This window comes from Bradyrhizobium sp. 17 (assembly GCF_023073515.1).
Taxonomy (GTDB): Bacteria; Pseudomonadota; Alphaproteobacteria; order Rhizobiales; family Xanthobacteraceae; genus Bradyrhizobium; species Bradyrhizobium canariense_D.
The window spans coordinates 463,496-482,212 of the sequence record NZ_JADPJQ010000124.1; the positions used below are offsets into that span (position 1 = coordinate 463,496).

The 18,717-nt window shown below is 61.8% G+C and carries 18 protein-coding genes and 2 pseudogenes; 15 read left to right on the forward strand and 5 right to left on the reverse strand.

What is annotated here, in order from left to right; genetic code table 11:
* Window positions 1-107: 107 nt before the first annotated feature.
* From IVB13_RS32440 to IVB13_RS32450, 3 genes are all read left to right on the forward strand, one after another.
* On the forward strand, window positions 108-494 hold the full coding sequence (locus IVB13_RS32440; protein WP_247364649.1) for a hypothetical protein: 387 nt from the start codon (window positions 108-110) through the stop codon (window positions 492-494).
* Window positions 495-942: 448 nt separating this feature from the next.
* Window positions 943-1,218, forward strand: a complete 276-nt coding sequence (locus tag IVB13_RS32445) for a hypothetical protein (RefSeq protein ID WP_247362258.1) — start codon at window positions 943-945, stop codon at window positions 1,216-1,218.
* A 173-nt stretch (window positions 1,219-1,391) separates the two neighbouring features.
* On the forward strand, window positions 1,392-2,147 hold the full coding sequence (locus IVB13_RS32450; RefSeq protein ID WP_247364656.1) for an outer membrane beta-barrel protein: 756 nt from the start codon (window positions 1,392-1,394) through the stop codon (window positions 2,145-2,147).
* 70 nt (window positions 2,148-2,217) lie between these two features.
* Here IVB13_RS32450 and IVB13_RS32455 read toward each other — a convergent pair whose 3' ends face one another.
* Window positions 2,218-2,430: a hypothetical protein gene (locus IVB13_RS32455; protein ID WP_247364660.1), complete on the reverse strand. Its 213-nt coding sequence runs from the start codon at window positions 2,428-2,430 to the stop codon at window positions 2,218-2,220.
* Window positions 2,431-2,519: 89 nt separating this feature from the next.
* Here IVB13_RS32455 and IVB13_RS32460 point away from each other — a divergent pair.
* From IVB13_RS32460 to IVB13_RS32475, 4 genes and pseudogenes are all read left to right on the forward strand, one after another.
* Window positions 2,520-3,006, forward strand: a pseudogene (locus IVB13_RS32460) (metal-dependent phosphohydrolase); the annotation flags it as partial.
* Window positions 3,007-3,071: 65 nt separating this feature from the next.
* Window positions 3,072-4,187 carry an AI-2E family transporter gene (locus tag IVB13_RS32465; RefSeq protein ID WP_247362260.1) on the forward strand — a complete coding sequence of 372 codons (1,116 nt, stop codon included), beginning with the start codon at window positions 3,072-3,074 and terminating at the stop codon, window positions 4,185-4,187.
* Window positions 4,188-4,338: 151 nt separating this feature from the next.
* A pseudogene (locus tag IVB13_RS32470) lies at window positions 4,339-4,833 on the forward strand (acetate kinase); the annotation flags it as partial.
* A 262-nt stretch (window positions 4,834-5,095) separates the two neighbouring features.
* Window positions 5,096-5,584, forward strand: a complete 489-nt coding sequence (locus IVB13_RS32475; protein WP_247362262.1) for a potassium channel family protein — start codon at window positions 5,096-5,098, stop codon at window positions 5,582-5,584.
* On the opposite strand, the gene IVB13_RS32480 is transcribed toward IVB13_RS32475, so the two are convergent.
* Window positions 5,532-6,218, reverse strand: a complete 687-nt coding sequence (locus IVB13_RS32480; protein ID WP_247362263.1) for a helix-turn-helix domain-containing protein — start codon at window positions 6,216-6,218, stop codon at window positions 5,532-5,534. The genes IVB13_RS32475 and IVB13_RS32480 overlap by 53 nt on opposite strands.
* A 373-nt stretch (window positions 6,219-6,591) precedes the next feature.
* On the opposite strand from IVB13_RS32480, the gene IVB13_RS32485 reads away from it, so the two are divergent.
* Window positions 6,592-7,215 (forward strand): response regulator, encoded by a 624-nt coding sequence (locus IVB13_RS32485; RefSeq protein WP_247364663.1) that lies wholly within the window; start codon window positions 6,592-6,594, stop codon window positions 7,213-7,215.
* 214 nt (window positions 7,216-7,429) lie between these two features.
* Window positions 7,430-7,777: a response regulator gene (locus IVB13_RS32490; protein ID WP_345956893.1), complete on the forward strand. Its 348-nt coding sequence runs from the start codon at window positions 7,430-7,432 to the stop codon at window positions 7,775-7,777.
* Between the two features lie 15 nt (window positions 7,778-7,792).
* Here IVB13_RS32490 and IVB13_RS32495 read toward each other — a convergent pair whose 3' ends face one another.
* Genes IVB13_RS32495 through IVB13_RS32505 form a run of 3 tightly spaced genes read right to left on the reverse strand, consistent with a single transcriptional unit; the run spans window position 7,793 to window position 10,384 of the window.
* Window positions 7,793-8,404 (reverse strand): invasion associated locus B family protein, encoded by a 612-nt coding sequence (locus IVB13_RS32495; RefSeq protein WP_247362265.1) that lies wholly within the window; start codon window positions 8,402-8,404, stop codon window positions 7,793-7,795.
* A gap of 28 nt (window positions 8,405-8,432) precedes the next feature.
* Complete coding sequence (locus IVB13_RS32500) at window positions 8,433-8,684, reverse strand: hypothetical protein (protein ID WP_247362267.1); 252 nt, start codon at window positions 8,682-8,684, stop codon at window positions 8,433-8,435.
* Between the two features lie 11 nt (window positions 8,685-8,695).
* Window positions 8,696-10,384: a transporter gene (locus IVB13_RS32505; RefSeq protein ID WP_247362270.1), complete on the reverse strand. Its 1,689-nt coding sequence runs from the start codon at window positions 10,382-10,384 to the stop codon at window positions 8,696-8,698.
* A 130-nt stretch (window positions 10,385-10,514) separates the two neighbouring features.
* On the opposite strand from IVB13_RS32505, the gene IVB13_RS32510 reads away from it, so the two are divergent.
* The 6 genes from IVB13_RS32510 (at window position 10,515) to IVB13_RS32535 (ending at window position 18,658) form a co-directional block, all read left to right on the forward strand.
* Window positions 10,515-11,189 carry a YoaK family protein gene (locus IVB13_RS32510; RefSeq protein WP_247364666.1) on the forward strand — a complete coding sequence of 225 codons (675 nt, stop codon included), beginning with the start codon at window positions 10,515-10,517 and terminating at the stop codon, window positions 11,187-11,189.
* Complete coding sequence (locus tag IVB13_RS32515; protein ID WP_247362271.1) at window positions 11,186-12,922, forward strand: SulP family inorganic anion transporter; 1,737 nt, start codon at window positions 11,186-11,188, stop codon at window positions 12,920-12,922. Before IVB13_RS32510 ends, IVB13_RS32515 begins: the two co-directional genes overlap by 4 nt.
* Before the next feature lie 168 nt (window positions 12,923-13,090).
* The gene (locus IVB13_RS32520) at window positions 13,091-15,844 is read left to right on the forward strand and encodes a decarboxylase (RefSeq protein WP_247362274.1); all 2,754 of its coding nucleotides are present in this window, start codon (window positions 13,091-13,093) and stop codon (window positions 15,842-15,844) included.
* A gap of 14 nt (window positions 15,845-15,858) precedes the next feature.
* Entirely contained in the window at window positions 15,859-17,559 is a 1,701-nt protein-coding gene (locus IVB13_RS32525; protein WP_247368047.1) for a transporter, read from the forward strand.
* A 31-nt stretch (window positions 17,560-17,590) separates the two neighbouring features.
* Window positions 17,591-18,025: a hypothetical protein gene (locus IVB13_RS32530; RefSeq protein WP_247362280.1), complete on the forward strand. Its 435-nt coding sequence runs from the start codon at window positions 17,591-17,593 to the stop codon at window positions 18,023-18,025.
* Between the two features lie 177 nt (window positions 18,026-18,202).
* On the forward strand, window positions 18,203-18,658 hold the full coding sequence (locus IVB13_RS32535; protein WP_247362282.1) for a hypothetical protein: 456 nt from the start codon (window positions 18,203-18,205) through the stop codon (window positions 18,656-18,658).
* Window positions 18,659-18,717 lie beyond the last annotated feature (59 nt).

An 18,717-nucleotide genomic window follows, 5' to 3' on the forward strand; every position in this document is an offset into this window, starting at 1 on the left:
CCTGCCGCCGTGGCCCGTTGCTTGCCAGACGAAGGTCTGCGGCGGCAATGGCGCCGACAATGCCCATCTCGCGATATCTGGTCTATGTCGGCGGTGCGTTGCTCGCGATGCTCTTCGTTGTGGACGCCCTGGTGCAGGATCGGCCTGCCATCCACGGTGGAGCTGCGCGCTCCGCGACCATCCGCATCCATTCCGATTGGAAATTGCCCGAGCGGGTCGTTCTCGACACTAGCCTGCCGACGATCGTCGCAACCGACATCGCCAAGGTCGAGCCTGGTGCCCTGCCGGGCGCCGACCTCTCACAGAGGCGCGCTCGCGAGGCCTTCGCTCAGCTAGGAGCAGCCGATGCCGAACGACCGCCGGCGCGTCCGTCGACAAAAGCTGATGTGAAGCCGCAGCGTCAAAACAAAAGTGCGCGGAGGCACATCGAAAAAAATATCCGCCTCGTCGCGCGGCCGCCGCAGTACGGCTGGTTTGGCAACCAGGTTTGGTGAGCGTCTCCGATCGTCGCATCTTCGGCGTGGGGCGCCTGCCATCGATACTATCAACGAGTGCACGTCGAGGGATTGCCCAATCAAATGTCCTTCAAGATCGGGAGTAACTGACATGAGTGAAACGTCAAGGTTTGAACGGTTAGATCGTCGCGGGGCTCTTTCATTGCCCGGATGGGCCGCTGTACTCGGATTGGCGGCACCCGGCACGGTGCTGTTAGGAACAGAAGCGCCGGCGCAGACGATCGGCATGGAGCGACGCCAGGAGAGGCGGGGAGCCCGCCACGAGCGACGTCAGGAACGGCGCACGGGCCGGACTGAACGCCGCCAGGAAAGGCGTTCAGGGCGCACGGAGCGCCGTGAAGAGCGGCGCAACTAGGACGTCAACATGCTCTCACCGATCATCGCTCGCCGGCAGAAGTCTGCTTGATCGCGATCCGGAAGCTGGCGGATGCCGCAGACCTGCTACGTCACATTCGAGGTGCACAAGCGTGGGACCTTGCCGAAGCGGCGAAGTCCACGGGAGACACGCACATTCGAGAGCGAAGCCGAGGCGCGGGCTTTCGCGCGAGAGAAATTCAATGAGGGATTGATCGTGTTTGCAGGCACGCTCAATCCCTTTTTGCCACGACGGCTGATTCCCTCGAGCGACATTCCGTCCTGGATAGAGCAAGACCGAGGCGGCGAGGTTGGCGGCCACGATGACAAGCGCGAACCGGAGAAATAGGCAGCATGTCTTGGTGCTTCATGCCGATGTCACGTTCGAAATGTCTTGAGTGTTGCCATTATGGCACGTGGAGTTTGTGCCCTCGCCCGTAGAGTTTCAGCTGGAAGTTGGGGGATGATCGCAGTGCAACAAGCCACCGTTCGAGCAATCAAAAAGCGGCCGGCAAGGAGAGCATGATGAAAAGACTTCTGCTGACAACCATTGGCGTGGTGACGCTGGCCATGGGACCCGCCATGGCTGCCGATATGGCCGTGAAGGCGCCGCCCCCGGCACCGATCATTCCGATCTACAATTGGACGGGGCTCTACATCGGCGGCAATGGTGGCTGGGCGCAGAACCACAGCTGCGTCGATTTCCTTGACGCGGCCGGCGTCGCCGTCGCTTCCGGCTGCCGCGATCGTTCCGGTGGTGTTATCGGTGGCCAGCTTGGTTATCGCTGGCAGGCCAGCCAGTGGGTGTTTGGTCTGGAAGCTCAGGGCGATTGGGCGGATCTCAGCAATCAGCGCGTCAGCCTGTTCGATCCAACGCTCTCCACGCGCGCCAAAACCAGCGCTATCGGCCTCTTCACCGGCCAGATCGGCTACGCCTGGAATGCGTCACTGCTCTACGTGAAAGGCGGCGCTGCGGTGACAGACAATCGCCTCAGCGTACTTGATACTGCGACCGGCGCCGAGCTCGCGGCGCAAAGCGCAACCCGCTGGGGTGGTGTCATCGGTGTCGGATTCGAGTATGGCTTCACGCCGAACTGGTCGGTGGGTCTCGAATACGACCATCTGTTCATGGGGCACCGGAATAATTCGTTTACGGTCGCTGATCCGCGACTTGCTGCTTTCGTGAACGATCGGATCACCCAGGACGTGGATATGCTCACCGTGCGCTTCAACTACCGGTTTGGCTGGGGCAGCAATCCGGTCGTCGCGAGGTACTGAACTTTCCTGGTCTGATGTCTTCAGGAGGCCGGCAGCGACGCCGGCCCTCATTTTTGCGCTTTGGCGCGTCCTATCCTCGGCGCCTGCCAACGCGATCGACCGGACCGCCGCGATTGGTCGGTGTGCCGGGCCGCACTGCTTCTCGTGCGCCAGCGCGCGCGACAGGACGCACCCCCAGGACGACGCCCGGTCTTGCAACGCAATGCGCGGGATAGTCCACGTATTGGCAGTATGCGACGGCGTTGGCGCTCCCAGAACTCGTGAAGACGAACCCGACCGTCATCAATGCAACTGCTAATGCGATGGATGGCTTCATTTTTGGCCTCCTGTTTTTGGAGCCGTAGTGGAAGCCTGCGCGTTGCGGACGTTACCGGCAAAACGGTTCGTCTGCCGCGAGAATCGTCCGATGCGGCTCTCGCGCCATAGAATGTCGATCGCTCAAAACTGTTCGTGCTGGAGCGGTTGGATTCCGTCGAGCGGCCGGGTTGCTCGGGCGATCGAATACACTCGGTTTCCTTACACGATGTCTTCCAATGATAGCCTGATCGAGGAGGAAGGATTGCTGTTGCGGGCCGCCGATCTCATCGGTCAGCTCGGCGATCCCAACTACCTGAAGAAGTCCAACGCGCTGTTCTACGAATTCGAGGAGATCGGCCTCAACAGGACCTTGGGCTACGCGACGCCAGCGGACATCGTTTACAAATATCCGCCATTCTATTGGAGTAACGTAGCTCCCCAGATCCAGCCGGCGATACGTCATCTCAACGTGACGTCCCGAGGCCGGCAATGGATAGCGAGTCTCTACGGCAACATATTTCGGGCCGAGCGCGAGCTGACTCTGTCTGGACCTCAGCCCTAGAAGAGGCTCGACGCTTGATCTGGATCAAGCGTGCGGCGTGAGAGCAGGGGCTAGTTCGCCTCAGCATGCGCGGCATGGCTGAAGGCGCGTCCGTGAAAACACTCCGTCAGATATTCTCCGGAGACGAGATCATCCAGCTTCTGATCCGACTCGGATTGCTGGGGCTGCTGCTCGTCTGGGCGCTCCTCCTGGTCCGTCCATTCATCCCCATTTTGGCCTGGAGTGTCGTGCTTGCTGCTGCGCTGAACCCGGCGTTTCGGCGCCTCAGCGACATTCTCGGCGGACGGCCGAAGCTTGCGGCGACGATCCTCACGCTCGTGAACCTGGCTGTGGTGATCGGACCGGCGACCTGGCTGGGCATGGGCGCGGTCGACGGGATCACCGATCTTGCCGCCCAGGTGACGGCCGGTGAATTGCATGTGCCTTCGCCGCCGCAGTCGCTCAAAGAGTGGCCAGTCATCGGGCCTCAGCTCTTCGATCTCTGGGATCAGGCGACGACCAACCTCCGGTCGCTCTTGCGCGCGGTCGTGCCCTATTTGAAGCCATTCGCGTCCACCTTGCTTGGGTTTGCCGGCAATGCTGGTGTGGGAACGGTCAAGTTTCTGCTGTCGGTGGCGGTGGCCGGCGTGCTGTTTCCGTATGGACCTCAGCTCGTGGCCGCAGGGCGCAGCTTTCTGTCCCGCATCGTGCCGGACCAAAGCGAGCATTTTCTGGACCTGGCAGGAGCCACGATCCGTGCGGTGGCTCAAGGCGTGATCGGCGTTGCCATCATCCAAGCCTTGCTGGCGGGAATAGGTTTCAAGCTCGCCGGCATCGCCAGCGCGGGCCTTCTTGCTTTCGTGGTGCTGTTGCTGTCGATCGTGCAGATCGGCGGGACCATCGTCATCCTGCCGGTCATCATCTGGATATGGACCGACAAGGAATTCCCGATCGCGCTCCTACTGACGGTGTTTCTCGTGATCGTGTCGGTGCTCGACAATATCCTGAAGCCGCTCGTCATGGGGCGCGGCCTGACCACGCCAGCGCTGGTCATCCTGATCGGGGTGATCGGCGGAACTCTCTTCCACGGAATCATCGGCCTCTTCATCGGACCGATCATTCTGTCTGTCGTCTGGGAGTTGACAGTCGCCTGGATCCGCGCTGAACGGGCTGCGCCCGCACAGCTGGCAATCGAGCGTTGACCTCGATGAGCTCGATGGAAGCTCTCGGGTGAAGATACGACGACCGGTCGGAGATGGTGGTGGATATGCCTGGCTCGCCCGCTGACGTTGCTCGGACCATCAGAGTCGATGCGGGGCGTCGGCATGCTGCAAAATTTGCGGTGTGAGTGCCATGGACACCATCCTTGTCATCAATGCCGGCTCCTCTGATCTCCGATTCCAGATCTACTCTGTCGAAGGAGAAGGCAGGCTACGGCAACGGCTCAAGGGGCAGATGGACGGCATCGGGCGCTGTCCGCGCTTGCGGGCGAGCAAGGCTGGCGGTGGTCCGCTCGCCAATCGCGCTTATCCAGTCGAAACAGTGCCGGATGTTGCGGCTGCGATGGACATCACCAGCACCTGGTTGCGGGACGAGCTTCATATAAATCCGATTGCAGTCGGGCACCGCGTCCTTCACGGCGGTCCAGAGCATGACCGCCCCGTCTTAATCGATCATGAAGTCATGGCCCGCCTGGAGCGGTTGACCAGGTCCGCACTTTTTGATCTGCCGCACAACTTGGCGCCAATCCGTTCCATTCTGGCGAATTTCCCGGCAATCCCGCAGGTCGCCTGCTTTGATGCCGCATTTCCCCGAACGCATGCCGCAGTCGCCGACCATTCTGCGGTTTCTCCGGCGAGCCGCATTCCGGTCCATGTCATCCCCTCCGACGAGGATCTTATGATCGCCAGGCACACGCTGGCACTGCTGATGAAGGGTAGCCCGAGAGCGCCAAGCTGAGCGTCATGACCGGGCTCCTTGGTGGCCGGGGTGCGGGCAATGAGCGTACACGCCCGCGCCACGTTGATCTGCATCAAACGCCCGCATCATACCGCGGGCCGGATGGCAGCGCTGACCAACCAAACCCCGGCAGCGTCGGAGGGAGCTCGCGATGGCTGTCCAATTTCTGCTCGGCACTTTCATTAGCGTGATCAACATCATGATTCACGCGCTGGTGACCGTTGCAGCGATCGACATCGCCCGCAGCGCGGGATTGAAGCATACAATGCGGCCCCGATCTCACATGATGGCGGTGATGGTCACGATAGCTGTCATTTTGATGGTTGCACACACGGTCGAGGTTCTTGTCTGGGCGCTGGCTTACGCTCTGGTTGGTGCCGCGCCCGAGGGGAGCGAGTTGCTGTATTTCACCTTCGTGAACTACACCACGCTGGGCTACGGCGATGTCACGCCAGTGCAGGGATGGCGGCTGACGGGGCCGATGACTGCCATGAACGGCATTCTGATGTTCGGCTGGTCGACCGCAGTCCTGTTCGAGGTGTTACGCAAGACCCTTGAACATCTCTCGGCAATCGCGGCGCCCGGCTTCAATTCTGGAGATCATCAAGAGCTGCGAGCTGATGCCGGTCCAGGAGCATGATCTGCCGCTGGGTGTTGCCGATGAAGCCGAGGATGCCGAGGTCGTGAAGGCGGGACAGGGCGCGGGACACGGTCTCCAGGGTCAATCCGAGGTAGTCCGCGATGTCGCGCCGGGACATTGGCAGGGCCAGAATTCCTGCGGCCGTTAGCCGCGTATCCATCTCGAGCAGGAAGGCCGCCACCCGCTCCAGCGAGGTCTTGCGGCCGAGCAGCAGCATGTGATCTTCCGCATGCTGAAGGTTGTTGGTGGTCATGCTGAGCAGGTTTCGGGCAACCATGGCATCGCCTTCTGCGACGAGTTCGAGGCTCTGCCGTTTAACCAGGCGTACGGTCGTGTCGACGATCGCTTCCGTTGTGAATCTATGCTCGCTGCCGTTTTCGAGCCCGAAGATGTCGCCAACCAGGTGGAAGGCGCCGATCTGGCGACGCCCGTCTGACAGGAGCTTGTAGCTTCGCACGGCGCCTGATTTGACCTGATAGACGTATTCGGCCGGCTCTTTCTCGCCGTAGATTTCGGTGCCCTTTTTATAGGTAAATTCGTTTAAACTGATGATCGGATTTGAACTGGTATTCAGGCCAAGCTCGCGGAGTGAATGATGCCGCGAGGAAGCGTCGGCAGCGTTGCGAACCAGCATGGTCAACTCCCGAACTGGTGCTGACGCGATAATCGCGAGCAGCTTATTTCCGTCACCGGGAATACGGAGCCGCCGATAAATCACCCTTCCCGCAAAGGTTGTTTAAGCCAAAAGCAGGCTTTGCAGCCATTGTCTGTAGGTGCATTGTACCAAAGTACAGGGACGGCGATGGTGCGCTGGATGAGAAACCTGTCAGAACATCTGTCGGATTGCGCGGCGTAGGCTTACGTCGCGCATTCCGCCCGAAGTCGTGCCACTGCGGGCGGGCTGCTTTCATTGATGTTGACCGCGGGCTGCGAGGCGTCTTGAATTGCTTCTAAGGCTTGCGCGAGCGGTGGTGTTCTGCTTGCAAGAACAGGTCGGGAGGAAAACATTGCCTGGCTTCGTCTATGTGGTCGACGACGACCCATCGTTTCGCACCGCCATCCAGCGTCGGCTCAAGCTTGCCGGCTATGAGGTTGTGACCTACGCGTCGGCGCAACAATTGCTCGAGGATCCCCCGGGCTCCGAACATCCGGGCTGCATCCTGCTCGACGTGCAGATTCCGGGCCTGAGCGGCCCTGAGTTGCAAGCGTGCCTCGCCCAACGACCTTCGCCGTTGCCGATCGTGTTCCTGACAGGGCATGCTGATACCGCAACGACTGTTCGCGCGATCAAGGCCGGCGCGGAAGACTTTCTGACCAAACCAGTATCTTCGGAACAGTTGATCGACGCGATCGAGCGCGCACTGGTTCGACAAGAGGTGGTGCGCGGCCAACAGGGCAAGCTGGATTCGTTTCGTGCTCGTTTGACGTCTCTGACGCGACGCGAGCGACAGGTCTTCGACCTCATCGTGCGCGGGAAGATCAATAAGCAAATCGCTTACGAGCTTGGAACCACCGAGCGCACCGTAAAGGCGCATCGGCACCAGGTGATGACAAAGATGCAGGTGCCGTCCTTGGCCGAGCTGGTCTCCGTCGCCGAGCGGCTCGGACTTCTGAGCTCGCAGCCGGCGTGAACCGTCGGACTGTTTGCGGTAGGTGACGTCAATCTCGCGATCAGACCTGTACGATAGGACAATACGAAATATTGTTGACAGATTCTGGCAACGACTGCCTAGTTGGCCGTTGGATTTGCGCAGGAACATTTGCGGCGCCTCGTCGTTGTGAGGCGGGTGCAGAGTGTTCGATGAGAAAGCTCACCCATTGTTTGCACGCAGGTCAATATACGTTGTGGATGACGATTCATCGATGCGGCGAAGCATGGAGCGGTTGCTGCGGAACCACGGCTTTACCGCGGTTGTTTTCGAGTCCGCCGGTGCATTGCTTAGTCATGGCCACCTCGAAGACGCGTGCTGCCTCGTGCTGGACGTCAATCTGAACGGCGAGTCGGGTATCGCCCTGCGGCGCAAGCTGGCAAGTGACGGCGCTAAGGTGCCTGTCGTCTACATCACGGGCAACGACAGCCAGGCAAATCAGGCGGCCGCGATCGATTCCGGCTGTGCGGCCTATTTGAGCAAGCCCTTCGCGGCCAGCGAGCTGATCGCAACGGTTGAACGCGCCTGCGCCAAGAGCGCTTGAGTTGTTCTCACCTGCTCACTCCTCGATGTCCTGCTCCAGGATCTGTGCAGGCGCGCCTTTGTGAGCCGGGCCGAACTGTGCCAGCGGCAATGACGTCGTCAGAGACAGAAGGTTGGAGTCGGTGACCTCAAGGACGAGAGCCGTGCCGGCATCCATGTCGTTGATGAACTTGGGATCGGCTGCGTCGGCGGCAATGCAGGTATTGCTCAGGCACCAGGTGTAAGGCAATGACTGGACGTTGGCCCCGTCGATCGTCAGCTTGACCGGCTTCTGCAGATACATGCCGACGGGAACAAACACTTGTAGGCGCGCAATGGGGTCGCCGTCACGCTCGATGAGGTCCACGCGGATTGCCATCTGACCCGTAGCAAACCGCCCCGTGATCGAGGTTCGGCACAGCATCGGCGTTCCTGCAGGCCGTACGCAAAGCTTTGTCCAGCCGCCATAGGTGATGTCCTTGGCTTCGCGCTGCCCGCGAGGTGCGATTTCGGCGGACTTTACCTCTGGGGTCGGCTTTGGCGCGGCTATATTCTGCGCTGAAGCTGGTCGGGCAACAGCCGCCGCGAACAATATCGACACGCAGACGAGCGCACGCCCGGACAAAAGCACTGAAGTTGCGTCGATCATGTTCTGCCTCCAGGCGCCAGCTCTGCGGCTATTTCTGCGCGTCAAGGAATCGTTCGACGAGCGGTGCCCACATCGGAATCGTGTAGGGCAAGCCGATGAGGAAATGTCCGTCGCTGACGGGCCGAACCACATAGGCGAACATAGGTAGCGGCAGTGGCAAGGCCCAGACCTCTTCCTGGATACGAACATTGTGGTCGGCGCCTCCCGGGGCTAGAAAGCAGGCCAGGATGCTCAATGCCGCGGCGAAGTAGGTCACTGTCGAAGCATGCCGCAGGTTCACGCGCGCCTCCTTCAGCCGGCGAAAGTGCTGGCCACGATGATCGGTCCAAGCACGGTGAGCACAACGTTGCCGACAGCGTAAGGCACGGCGACTCCGAGGACGGGGGTTTGGCTTTCTGCAACTTCGCAGGCGCCGGTCACGGCGGCGTCGACCGTCATGGCGCCGGCCAGCGCTCCGCAAATGATGACCGGGTTCATGCGGAGCACGCGATGGGCAAACAGGGTGGTCACGATCAGCGGCACCAGCGTGACGACCAGGCCCATGCCGACCAGTAACAAGCCGTGCGACTGGATCGCGACCCAGGCCGCGTGGCCGTTGCCGAGCCCGATCGCGGCGATGAAGCCGCCGAGCCCGAGGTCGCTCAGCGTCTGCTGCGCTGCGGGAGGCATTGCACCCATCGTCGGCCGCCGAGAGCGCAGCCAGCCGCAGAAAAGCCCTGCAATCAGGGCGCCGCCGCCACCTCCCAACGTCAGGGGCACAGACCCGATCTTGACGCTCACGAGACCGGCAAGCAGACCTATGGCAATGCCTGCGGCAAGGAATGCGATGTCGGTACGGTCTTCGGAGCTCAGGATCTGTCCAACCTGCGAGGCGGCGCGCTCGATGTTGCGGGTGCTGCCGACCAGCGTCATGACATCACCGACATAGACGCGGGTCTCCGCGCTCAAGGGGACCTCGCGTCCCATCCGCGTCAAGGTGCGCAGGAACACGCCGCGCGCGGCGTCGCCGACGCGGTCGGCCACGTCCTTGACGGAGCGGCCGTGGAGCTTGCGATTGTCGACGAGGACGTCGACCACATTGCCTGGAAGAGCCTTCAGGATCTCGTCGGCGTCGATTTCGGTGCCAACAATCGGCTTTGCGGCGACAATGGCCGCCGTGCGACCCGCGATGACGATGTCGTCGGCCGCTTCAAGAACCGTGTCACGATGCGGCTCGACGTCAGCTCCCCCGCGCACGATCCGCTCGATTACACTGCGGCTGCCGATCTCGTCTTCGACGGCGCCGACCGTGCGTCCCGCCGCTGCCGACACCCGGTACGCGCGCGCCTGGAACTTTCGATAATGCAGATTTTCGGTCTGCGGCGGGTTTCCTCCTGACAGCTCCGCTTCCAGCTTCGCAGCCTCCGCCTTCAAATCGATCCGCATCAATTTCGGCGCGACAAAGGGTACGAACAGAAGCGTGAGGATGTAACCAAGGACGTACGTCACCGCGTATCCGGCGGCGATATTCGCCTCCTGCTGCTCCAGCACGTCCTTGGCGAGCCCGAGTTGGGCCAGCGCGCCGGACGCGGTGCCGATCACCGAAGATTGCGTCAGGGCTCCCGCAGCGAGCCCCGAAGCGGTGCCGGGACCGAGTGCGAATGCCTTGGCAAATATGAGAACGATGACAAGCCCGGTGCCGCCAAGCACGAGCGCGAGGGCGACCTGCGCCAAGGTCCGGATGCTCAGAGAAGCAAAGAACTCTGGCCCCGACCGGTACCCGATCGTGAATACGAACAGGCTGAAGAGGATGACTCTCAGTAGCGCTGGAAATGTGAAGGTGCCGAGCTGCCCGATCAGGACCGCCACGATGAGCGTGCATGCGGTGGTGCCGATCGAAAATCCAAAAATACGGACGCGGCCAAGGATGGTGCCGAGCGCGACCGACAGCAGCAGGAAGATTTCCGGCGCGGCAGAGATGATCCACCTGACGGTAATCATGGCGCATTGCCTCCAGTAGTTAGGGGCCAATCTCGTTGCCGAAAGCTGGCGACAGTTGATCCAGATCAATCCTGGTCGGCGGCAAGCTCGCTTCTTGTGGAGCCTCAAGAGTCAAAGCCGACCTTCGGACATGAGCACGATGGATACTGCCGCTGCTTCGTCGATACGCCGCGACGAAACGGTGCCGATTGCGCTGCTGCTTGCCTTCGCCGGGGGCTATATCGACGCCTTTACGTGGATCATCCACGGCGTGATGGCCAATGCCCAGACCGCAAACCTTGTGCTGTTGTGGGTTTATGGCTCGATCGGAAATTGGACGAAGGCGCTGCACTTCGTTCCGCCGATCCTTGCATTCGCCGCCGGTATCCTGGTCGCTGCATGGCTGCGACGGGCAACCGGAGCGCGCGCCAGCGCGATCGGTACGCTGATCGAAATCCTGCTGCTGGTTACTATCGCCATCCTGCACAATCGCCTGCCGGATCTTGCGGGAACGCTTGGCATTTCCTTCGTCGCCGCCGTACAGAGCGCCGTCTTCACGAGGGTCGAAGGCGTGCTCTACAGCTCCGTCATGATCACGGGCAACATGCGGCAGGCGATTGAAGGTGTGTTTGCTGTAGCGTCTGGCGAGGGGGCGCTACGGCTCCCCGGCATTTTCGTTGTCTTGTGTATCACGTTCGGCCTCGGCGCGGCTCTTGGCGCCTTCGCGACCAAGCAGATCCCGAATTTGGCGCTCGGTGTCCCCGTGATCGCGCTGCTGGTTGTGCTGTTGCGTTGCGAAAGTCCAGGCGAGGAGGCCAGCTCATGACCTCATCCAACCGCAGATCGCGCTGGACTTTCCTGTTTCCGCCGGCGACATGGTTGGCGCAGTACCGTAGCGCTTGGCTGCGTTCGGACGCCATCGCCGGCATTACGCTTGCGGCGTACGCCCTCCCTGTGTCACTTGCCTATGCGACGCTGGCGGGCCTGCCGCCTCAGATCGGCATCTACGGCTACATGCTCGGCGGCATCGGCTATGCGCTGCTGGGGTCGTCGCGCCAGCTTGCAATAGGTCCAACCTCGGCGATCTCGCTGATGATTGCGGCGACCGTCGGGACGCTGGCCGGCGGAGACGCGGCGAAATATGCCGAGATCGCGAGCCTGGCCGCCTGCGCGGTGGCGCTGCTGTGCCTGATCGCCTGGTTGTTCAAGCTCAGCGTTCTCGTCCGCTTGGTGAGCGACAGTATCCTGGTCGGTTTCAAGGCCGGCGCGGGACTTACCATCATGATGAGCCAGTTGCCGAGCCTGTTCGGCGTTGCCGGAGGCGGTCACAATTTTTTCGATCGCGCCATCAAGCTCGCGGGTCAGCTCGGCGGCATCAATTGGCTGGTTCTGGCGATCGGAGCCCTCGCTCTCTTGTCCCTGCTTGTGGGAGAGCGGTGGCTGCGGGGAAAGCCGGTCGGGCTCACGATCATGGCGCTATCGATCATGCTGGCGACACTGCTTGGCCTTCCATCGCTTGGCGTGCCGGTGACCGGCAAAATTCCGGAGGGATTGCCGGCGTTTGGACTACCCAGCTTTGGTCTGTTGGAGCCGGACGAACTGTTCCCGCTGGCTGCGGGATGCGTGCTGCTGGCCTATATCGAAGGTGTCTCCGCCGCGCGCAGCTTTGCTGCCAAGCATGGCTATGCCCTTGATGTCCGTCAGGAGTTTTTGGGGCTTGGCGCGGCCAACCTCGTCGCCGCATTCGGCCACGGCTACCCCGTGGCGGGCGGATTGTCGCAATCTGCCGTCAATGACAATGCGGGCGCGCGCACGCCCCTGGCTCTGGTGATCTGTTCGACGACGCTGGCACTGTGCCTGCTGTTCTTCACGGGAGCCCTGACGAATCTGCCCAAGGCGGTGCTGGCGGCGATCGTCTTTGCTGCCGTTTACAGGCTGGTGGACATCCGCGCGCTGTTGCGGATGTGGCAGGTCAGCCGCATCGACTTTAACGCTGCGGCAATTGCGCTGGTATCCGTGCTGCTCCTGGGGATATTGCAAGGCGTTCTGCTGGCGGCGATTGCCTCGATTGTCCTGCTCCTGGCGCGAGCCTCACGTCCGAATGTCGCCTTCCTCGGCCGGCTCCCGGGCACCGGCCGCTACTCCGATGATGCGAGGCACGAAGGCGTCGAGCCATTGGTCGGTATCATCGCCTTTCGACCGGAAGCCTCGCTGCTTTACATCAATGCCGAAACAATCCTGGAAACAGTGTCGGATGCCTTGCTGAAGTCGTCCGATATCAGGCTGGTTGTCTGCGATCTCTCCGCTTCGCCCTACATTGATTTGGCTGGGGCGCGCATGTTGCACGACCTTCACGACAAGCTCGCCTCGGTCCATATCGCCTTCTGCATCGTCGGTGCACATGCACAATTGCGCGATCTGCTGCGGGCCGAGGGATTGGCGGAAAAGACCGACAGTGCGATTTGGCTTCGCTCGGTCGACAGCGTGCTCGGTGAAAGCAAGCAATCGTCTGATCCCATATCGGAGGATCCGGCCGGCGTGTTGGCCACCCGGCTCTGATCCGATCTCTCTCGCCTGCAATCGGAATCGGGCAACCACCTCGGACGATATTGCATCGCGAGGTGCTTCGGGTCTCTTCAAGATGCGCGTCCGTTGACTTGGATCAATAAACCGAGGTGAGCGGGCATCACGATCCGGCTGCGACCTCGCAAAGATCCGGAGAGAGACATGTCCAAGGACGCCAAGCCTGCAGAGAAGCGCATCGATCAGTTCATTTCCGGGCCCGGCGGACGGGCAGACAACTGGCGCGATCTGGTCGAAGCAGCCAAAGCATGGGCGCGCGGCGGCGACCGTGCGATGTTTGACGCGGCCCTGGCCGATCTCTCCGTGATAGAGGAGTTTCACGGCTATCCGGGGCTGCAGTTGATGGCGGCTTTGCGGGAAGCCGCCTCGGCCGGGGATGCGGCGGGTTCACTTGCTCTCGCGACGCGCATTACGCAGGCGTTGATGACGAGATCCTTCCGCCAGCTTGCCGGCGACTGGGATGCCAAGGACGACGGCGACGGTGATGCGCCCGAGCTTGTGCCGTCAACTTTCGGATCGCATGCAGCTCGGCGACCCTATTTCGAAACGCTGGTCGTCACCGGCGTCTCCTCCGAGAAGTGGCCAGCTCTCGCTGCCGAATGGCGCAAGTTGCGGCGTCCGGTCGATTCGTTCGTCTATGAGCCGGTGATCGTCGGAAGTCTGGAAGACGCCTTCTGCGCGACGATGCTCAACCCCAATATCGCCGCCGTCGTCATCAACGAGGGGTTCGCTCTGCGCTCGCGTCACGACGCGCCGGTATTGCGCACCATGACCGCCGCCGCGGGGATCAATGACGAGTCGGACGCGTCCGCGCTCCGGCTAGCCCACGTCATCAAGCGGGTACGTCCCGAGCTCGACATCTATCTGATGTCGAATCGCGACGTCGAGGAAATGGCGGGGAACCCCGAGGCCAATGTGGCTCGGCGGATATTCTACTCCATCGAGGAGCTCCTCGAGCTCCATCTCTCCATCCTCGAAGGGATCCAGGATCGATTCGATACGCCATTCTTCGACAACCTGAAGAAATACGCGCAACGCCCGATCGGCACGTTCCATGCGCTGCCGATCGCTCGCGGCAAATCTGTCTTCAGGTCGGACTGGATCCGCGACATGGGCGAGTTCTATGGCTTGAATCTGTTCCTGGCCGAAAGCAGCGCCACCACCGGCGGCCTCGACAGCCTGCTGGAGCCGACCGGCACCATCAAGAAAGCGCAGGACAAGGCGGCACGCGCGCTCGGCGCGGATCGCGTGTTCTTCGTGACCAACGGCACCTCGACCTCCAACAAGATGGCGGTGCAGGCGCTGCTCGGGCCAGGCGATATCGCGATCGTGGATCGCAACTGCCACAAGTCGCACCACTACGGCATGGTTCTGGCCGGCGCCCAGCCGATCTATGTCGAAGCGTTCCCGATGACCGAGTATTCGATGTACGGCGCGGTGCCGCTGCAGACCATCAAGCAGGCGCTGCTGAATGCGCGGGCAGATGGCCGGCTGGACCGCGTCAAGATGCTCGACCTGACCAACTGCACCTTCGACGGCCACATCTATAACACCCGCCGGGTGATGGAGGAATGCCTCGCGATCAAGCCCGATCTGATCTTCCTGTGGGATGAAGCCTGGTTCGGCTTTGCACGCTTCTCGCCGTTCCTGCGGCGGCGGACCGCGATGGGCGCCGCGAACGAGATCGAGGCCTGGATGCACGACCCGAAATCGGTTGCGGCTTACGAGAAGCAGCAGGCCGAGCTCGACAAGAATCCATCGGACGAGGTGCTGCTCAAGACCCGACTGATTCCCGATCCGCGTCAGATCCGCTTGCGCGTCTACCAGACCAACTCGACCCACAAGTCGATGTCGGCAATCCGGCAGGGCTCGATGCTGTCGGTCAAGGACGTCGAATTCCATACCGTCGAGCAACAGTTCAAGGAGGCGGTGTTCACGCACGCGTCGACCAGCCCGAACCAGCAGCTCATCGCGAGCCTCGACGTCTCGCGGCGTCAGATGGAGCTCGAGGGCTATGGTCTGGTAGCGAACGCGATCGAAATCGCGTTCGCGATCCGCAAAGCGGTCAACAACAATCCACTGATCTCGAAATACTTCCGGATTCTCGGTGCGGACGCGATGGTGCCGGCGCAATACCGCCAGAGCGGCTTCACCGACTATCTGGCCACCGGCACAAACTGGGCGAGTGTCCTGAAGAGCCTTGACGACGACGAGTTCTGCCTCGATCCGACCCGCATGACGTTGGTGTGCGGCACCGCCGGATACGACGGTACGCAGTTCAAGGGAATCCTGGCAAACGAGTACAACATCCAGATCAACAAGACCTCGCGCAATTCGGTGCTGTTCCAGTCCAACATCAACAATACCCGCAGCGATGTTGCGCATCTGGTGAGGGTGCTGGCCGAGATTGCGGGCGAGGTCGATCGTGGACTGGTTCAGGGTGGCGCCAATGCGAAGAAGACCTTCGAGGCGCGGGTCAAGAGCCTGATGACCGATGTGCCCGACCTGCCGAACTTCTCGCAGTTCCACGACAGTTTCCGTGGCGATGCCGGCACCAGGACCAATGAGGGCGATATCCGCAGCGGCTTCTACTCGGCCTACGACGCGGCGGGATGCGAATATATCCGGCTCGGCGATCCCGAGATCGACCGTCGCCTCAAGGCCGGTCCCGACCTCGTCTCTGCCAGTTTCGTGATCCCGTATCCGCCGGGCTTCCCGATCATGGTGCCGGGGCAGGTCATCACCCAGGAAACCATCGACTTCATGCGCAAGCTCGATGTGAAGGAAATCCACGGCTACGACGCCAAGGAGGGGCTGAAGCTCGTACGTGCCGAAGCCCTGGCGAAGATTGGCCGGCCCAAGCCCGGCGCCGCGCCGAAGCTGAAGGCGGCATCGTAATAAAGGGGACGGACATGCAGAGCTTTTTCACGTTCTTGCAGCAGAACCCGTTTCTGTTGCTGTTCTTCGTCGTTGGCCTCGCCGTCTGGATCGGCCGTGCCAGCATCAAGGGTTACGGCCTCGGCATGGTCGCCGGCGCCATCGTGGTGGGCGCAGCCCTTTCGGTTTGGGCGTCGGTCTACGGCGTGAAGCTTGAGCTGAACACGTTCGCCAAGAGTCTGTTCTACTATTTGTTCATGTATGGCGTCGGCTTACGTGTGGGACCGTCCTTCATCAACAGCCTGAAGGGCGACGGTCTCAAGTTCTGCATCCTGGCGCTGGTGTCGAGCGTTCTCGGTCTGGCGCTTGTCGTTATGCTTTCAAAGCTCTTTGCGCTGCCGATCGGCGCTGCCGGCGGCATGCTGGCGGGGTCGCAGACGATGTCCGCCGCGATCGGCTCAGCCGAGCAGGCCATCACCTCAGGTGTCGTCAAGCTTCCTGACGGCATGAAGCCCGAGGACGCGTCGGGCATGATCGCGCTGTCCTACGGCATTACCTATATCTGGGGCACAGTCGGCATCATCTTGATCTGCAAATACCTGCCGCGCTGGTGGGGCGTCGATGCCAAGGCGGCTGCCAGGCAATACGAGAAGGAATTTGGCGTCAAGGATCTCGAGGGTGGCGGCCTGACCGGCTATCGGCAGTTCGGCCTGCGCGCCTACCGGCTCGAAAATCCGGCCCAGGTCGGCATGAGCATCGCCAAATTCCGCACGATCAACCCGGAATACCGCATCGTCAACGTGGTGCGAGGCGGTCAGCCGTTGGGAGCCGATCCCGACGTCGTGCTGCAAAAGGGAGACCTCGTCGCGCTCGGTGGCGCGACCGAGCATCTGACCGACAAGATGGGACTGATTGGCCCTGAGGTTGCCGACGCCAAGGCGCTCGGCATTCCCATGGATCAGGCGGACATCCTGGTCACCAACAAGGAGATGGTCGGACGCACCTTCGAGTCCTTCCGTGAGACCGCGATTGCCGGCCAGCTGCAGGTCACCAAGGTCGAACGTGGCGGCGTGCAGATTCCGGCCGGTCTCAAGACGGAGTTGCAGCGGATGGACATCGTCTCGGTGGTCGGTATCAAGTCGGCCGTCAACGAGCTCGGCGAGATGTGGGGACGCATTGCGCGGACCAACACTTCGACCGATCTGCTGACGCTCGCCGCCGGCATGATCATCGGCTTCCTGATCGGGATGATCGAATTTCCAGCCTTCGGCGCCAAGATCGGCCTCGGCAATGCCGGCGGACTGCTGCTGTCCGGCGTGATCGTCTCGTCGCTGGTCTCCCGACTGCGCTTCTTCGGCAACACACCGAACGCGGCGCGCAATGTGCTGGAGGATCTCGGCCTCGTGGTCTTCGTCGCCATCGTCGGCATCAATGCCGGCGCCGGGTTGTTGGCGCAGCTCACGGGTGCGGTCGCGTTGAAGATCTTCGTCGCTGGCTTCATCGCCTGCACGATCCCGCCGTTCGTCGTCTGGGCGATCGGCTTCCACGTCTTCAAGATCAATCCGGCCGTGCTGATGGGCGGCGTTGCCGGTGCGCGGTCGCACTCCGGTCCGTGCCGCGAAGCCGCGGTGGAAATCCAGAGCTCCGTGCCCTGGATCGGGTTCCCAGTCGGCTACGCCGTATCGGGCATTCTGCTCACCGTGTTTGGCTACTTCGCGATGATACTGGCTCAATAGATCGGCATAACAACCAGAGGAAACGAATCTCATGAGAAAAGTCGCCATCCGTGTCGCCTTGACTGCTCTGCTGATAAGTGCCGGCTTCAGCACGCCGTCGCAGGCAGAGACCGGCCAGGTCGCCGTGGTCTTCACCAAAGGCGGATTCATCGTCGGCGTCGGTGGCGGCGAGGGCGTTCTGCTGCTGCGGGGCCACAAATATCCCTTCACCGTCTCGGGCATGAGCGTCGGCTTCACAATCGGCGCCTCGACCACCAAGCTGGTCGGCCGCGCTCTTAACCTGAGGGGGCCGGAGTCGATCGAAGGCTCTTATGCTGTGGGCGGTGCGGGCGGTGCCGTCGCCGCCGGCGCAGGTGCCGTTCAGCTGCAAAACGGCAACGGCGTGATTCTGCAGCTTAGCGGGCCGAAGGTCGGTGCGGAGCTGTCAGCCGCTGTGGGGGGCGTGACGATAGCTTTGAAGCGGTAGAGCGGCAGTCGCGCCGCTTCGGCGGTCGCGGCGCTCTAGCTTGAATGGCGGCTGCTTCTCTCATGCACATAGGTCAGGGAAGCGGCCGCAACTCAGTGCCACGTTCGGGTGCCAACCGCGTTCCGCGAGGCATCGTCGAAAGCGGATCACGGCACCCATATCGAGGGAGGACATGCCATGCTTCGTTATCTTCTGGCTCTTGTTGCGGCCGTCGTTCTTCTCACGGCCACGCTCATTCCCGATGATGCCTATGCCCGCCGCGGAGGTGGCGGTGGTGGCTATCGTGGAGGTGGAGGGGGCATGCGCGCCGGAGGTTTTCATGGCGGCGCCGTTCACGCCGGACGGATCCATGGCGGAGGCGGGCGCCACTATGCAGGAGGTCCGCGGCCAAGCCATCCGATCGCCGGTCGTCCTGGCCGTCCAGGTTACCCCGTTGCGGGCCGTCCCGGTCGTCCGGTCGCCGGTTATCCCGGAGGCTATCCGCGATATGGCTATCGAGGCGCGGCTTACGGTGCCGCCGCCGTCGGTGCGGCCGCCGCGGGCGCCTACGGATACTACAACAACAACTACAATAACGGTTGTTATCAGGACACGTACGGCAATTGGGTCTGCCCCAACCAGTATCCGTATTGAAAGAATGCGCTGCTGACGGACCCAGCGAAGTCCGTCGGCAGCATCGATCTGACCGTCAA

What these genes read in the sequence shown, in the direction of transcription:
- IVB13_RS32440 (WP_247364649.1), top strand. Translation starts at nt 108, where the DNA reads ATGCTCTTCGTTGTGGACGCCCTGGTGCAGGATCGGCCTGCCATCCAC.
- IVB13_RS32445 (WP_247362258.1), top strand. Translation starts at nt 943, where the DNA reads ATGCCGCAGACCTGCTACGTCACATTCGAGGTGCACAAGCGTGGGACC.
- IVB13_RS32450 (WP_247364656.1), top strand. Translation starts at nt 1,392, where the DNA reads ATGATGAAAAGACTTCTGCTGACAACCATTGGCGTGGTGACGCTGGCC.
- IVB13_RS32455 (WP_247364660.1), bottom strand. Translation starts at nt 2,430, where the DNA reads ATGACGGTCGGGTTCGTCTTCACGAGTTCTGGGAGCGCCAACGCCGTC.
- IVB13_RS32465 (WP_247362260.1), top strand. Translation starts at nt 3,072, where the DNA reads ATGCGCGGCATGGCTGAAGGCGCGTCCGTGAAAACACTCCGTCAGATA.
- IVB13_RS32475 (WP_247362262.1), top strand. Translation starts at nt 5,096, where the DNA reads ATGGCTGTCCAATTTCTGCTCGGCACTTTCATTAGCGTGATCAACATC.
- IVB13_RS32480 (WP_247362263.1), bottom strand. Translation starts at nt 6,218, where the DNA reads ATGCTGGTTCGCAACGCTGCCGACGCTTCCTCGCGGCATCATTCACTC.
- IVB13_RS32495 (WP_247362265.1), bottom strand. Translation starts at nt 8,404, where the DNA reads ATGATCGACGCAACTTCAGTGCTTTTGTCCGGGCGTGCGCTCGTCTGC.
- IVB13_RS32505 (WP_247362270.1), bottom strand. Translation starts at nt 10,384, where the DNA reads ATGATTACCGTCAGGTGGATCATCTCTGCCGCGCCGGAAATCTTCCTG.
- IVB13_RS32510 (WP_247364666.1), top strand. Translation starts at nt 10,515, where the DNA reads ATGAGCACGATGGATACTGCCGCTGCTTCGTCGATACGCCGCGACGAA.
- IVB13_RS32515 (WP_247362271.1), top strand. Translation starts at nt 11,186, where the DNA reads ATGACCTCATCCAACCGCAGATCGCGCTGGACTTTCCTGTTTCCGCCG.
- IVB13_RS32520 (WP_247362274.1), top strand. Translation starts at nt 13,091, where the DNA reads ATGTCCAAGGACGCCAAGCCTGCAGAGAAGCGCATCGATCAGTTCATT.
- IVB13_RS32525 (WP_247368047.1), top strand. Translation starts at nt 15,859, where the DNA reads ATGCAGAGCTTTTTCACGTTCTTGCAGCAGAACCCGTTTCTGTTGCTG.
- IVB13_RS32530 (WP_247362280.1), top strand. Translation starts at nt 17,591, where the DNA reads ATGAGAAAAGTCGCCATCCGTGTCGCCTTGACTGCTCTGCTGATAAGT.
- IVB13_RS32535 (WP_247362282.1), top strand. Translation starts at nt 18,203, where the DNA reads ATGCTTCGTTATCTTCTGGCTCTTGTTGCGGCCGTCGTTCTTCTCACG.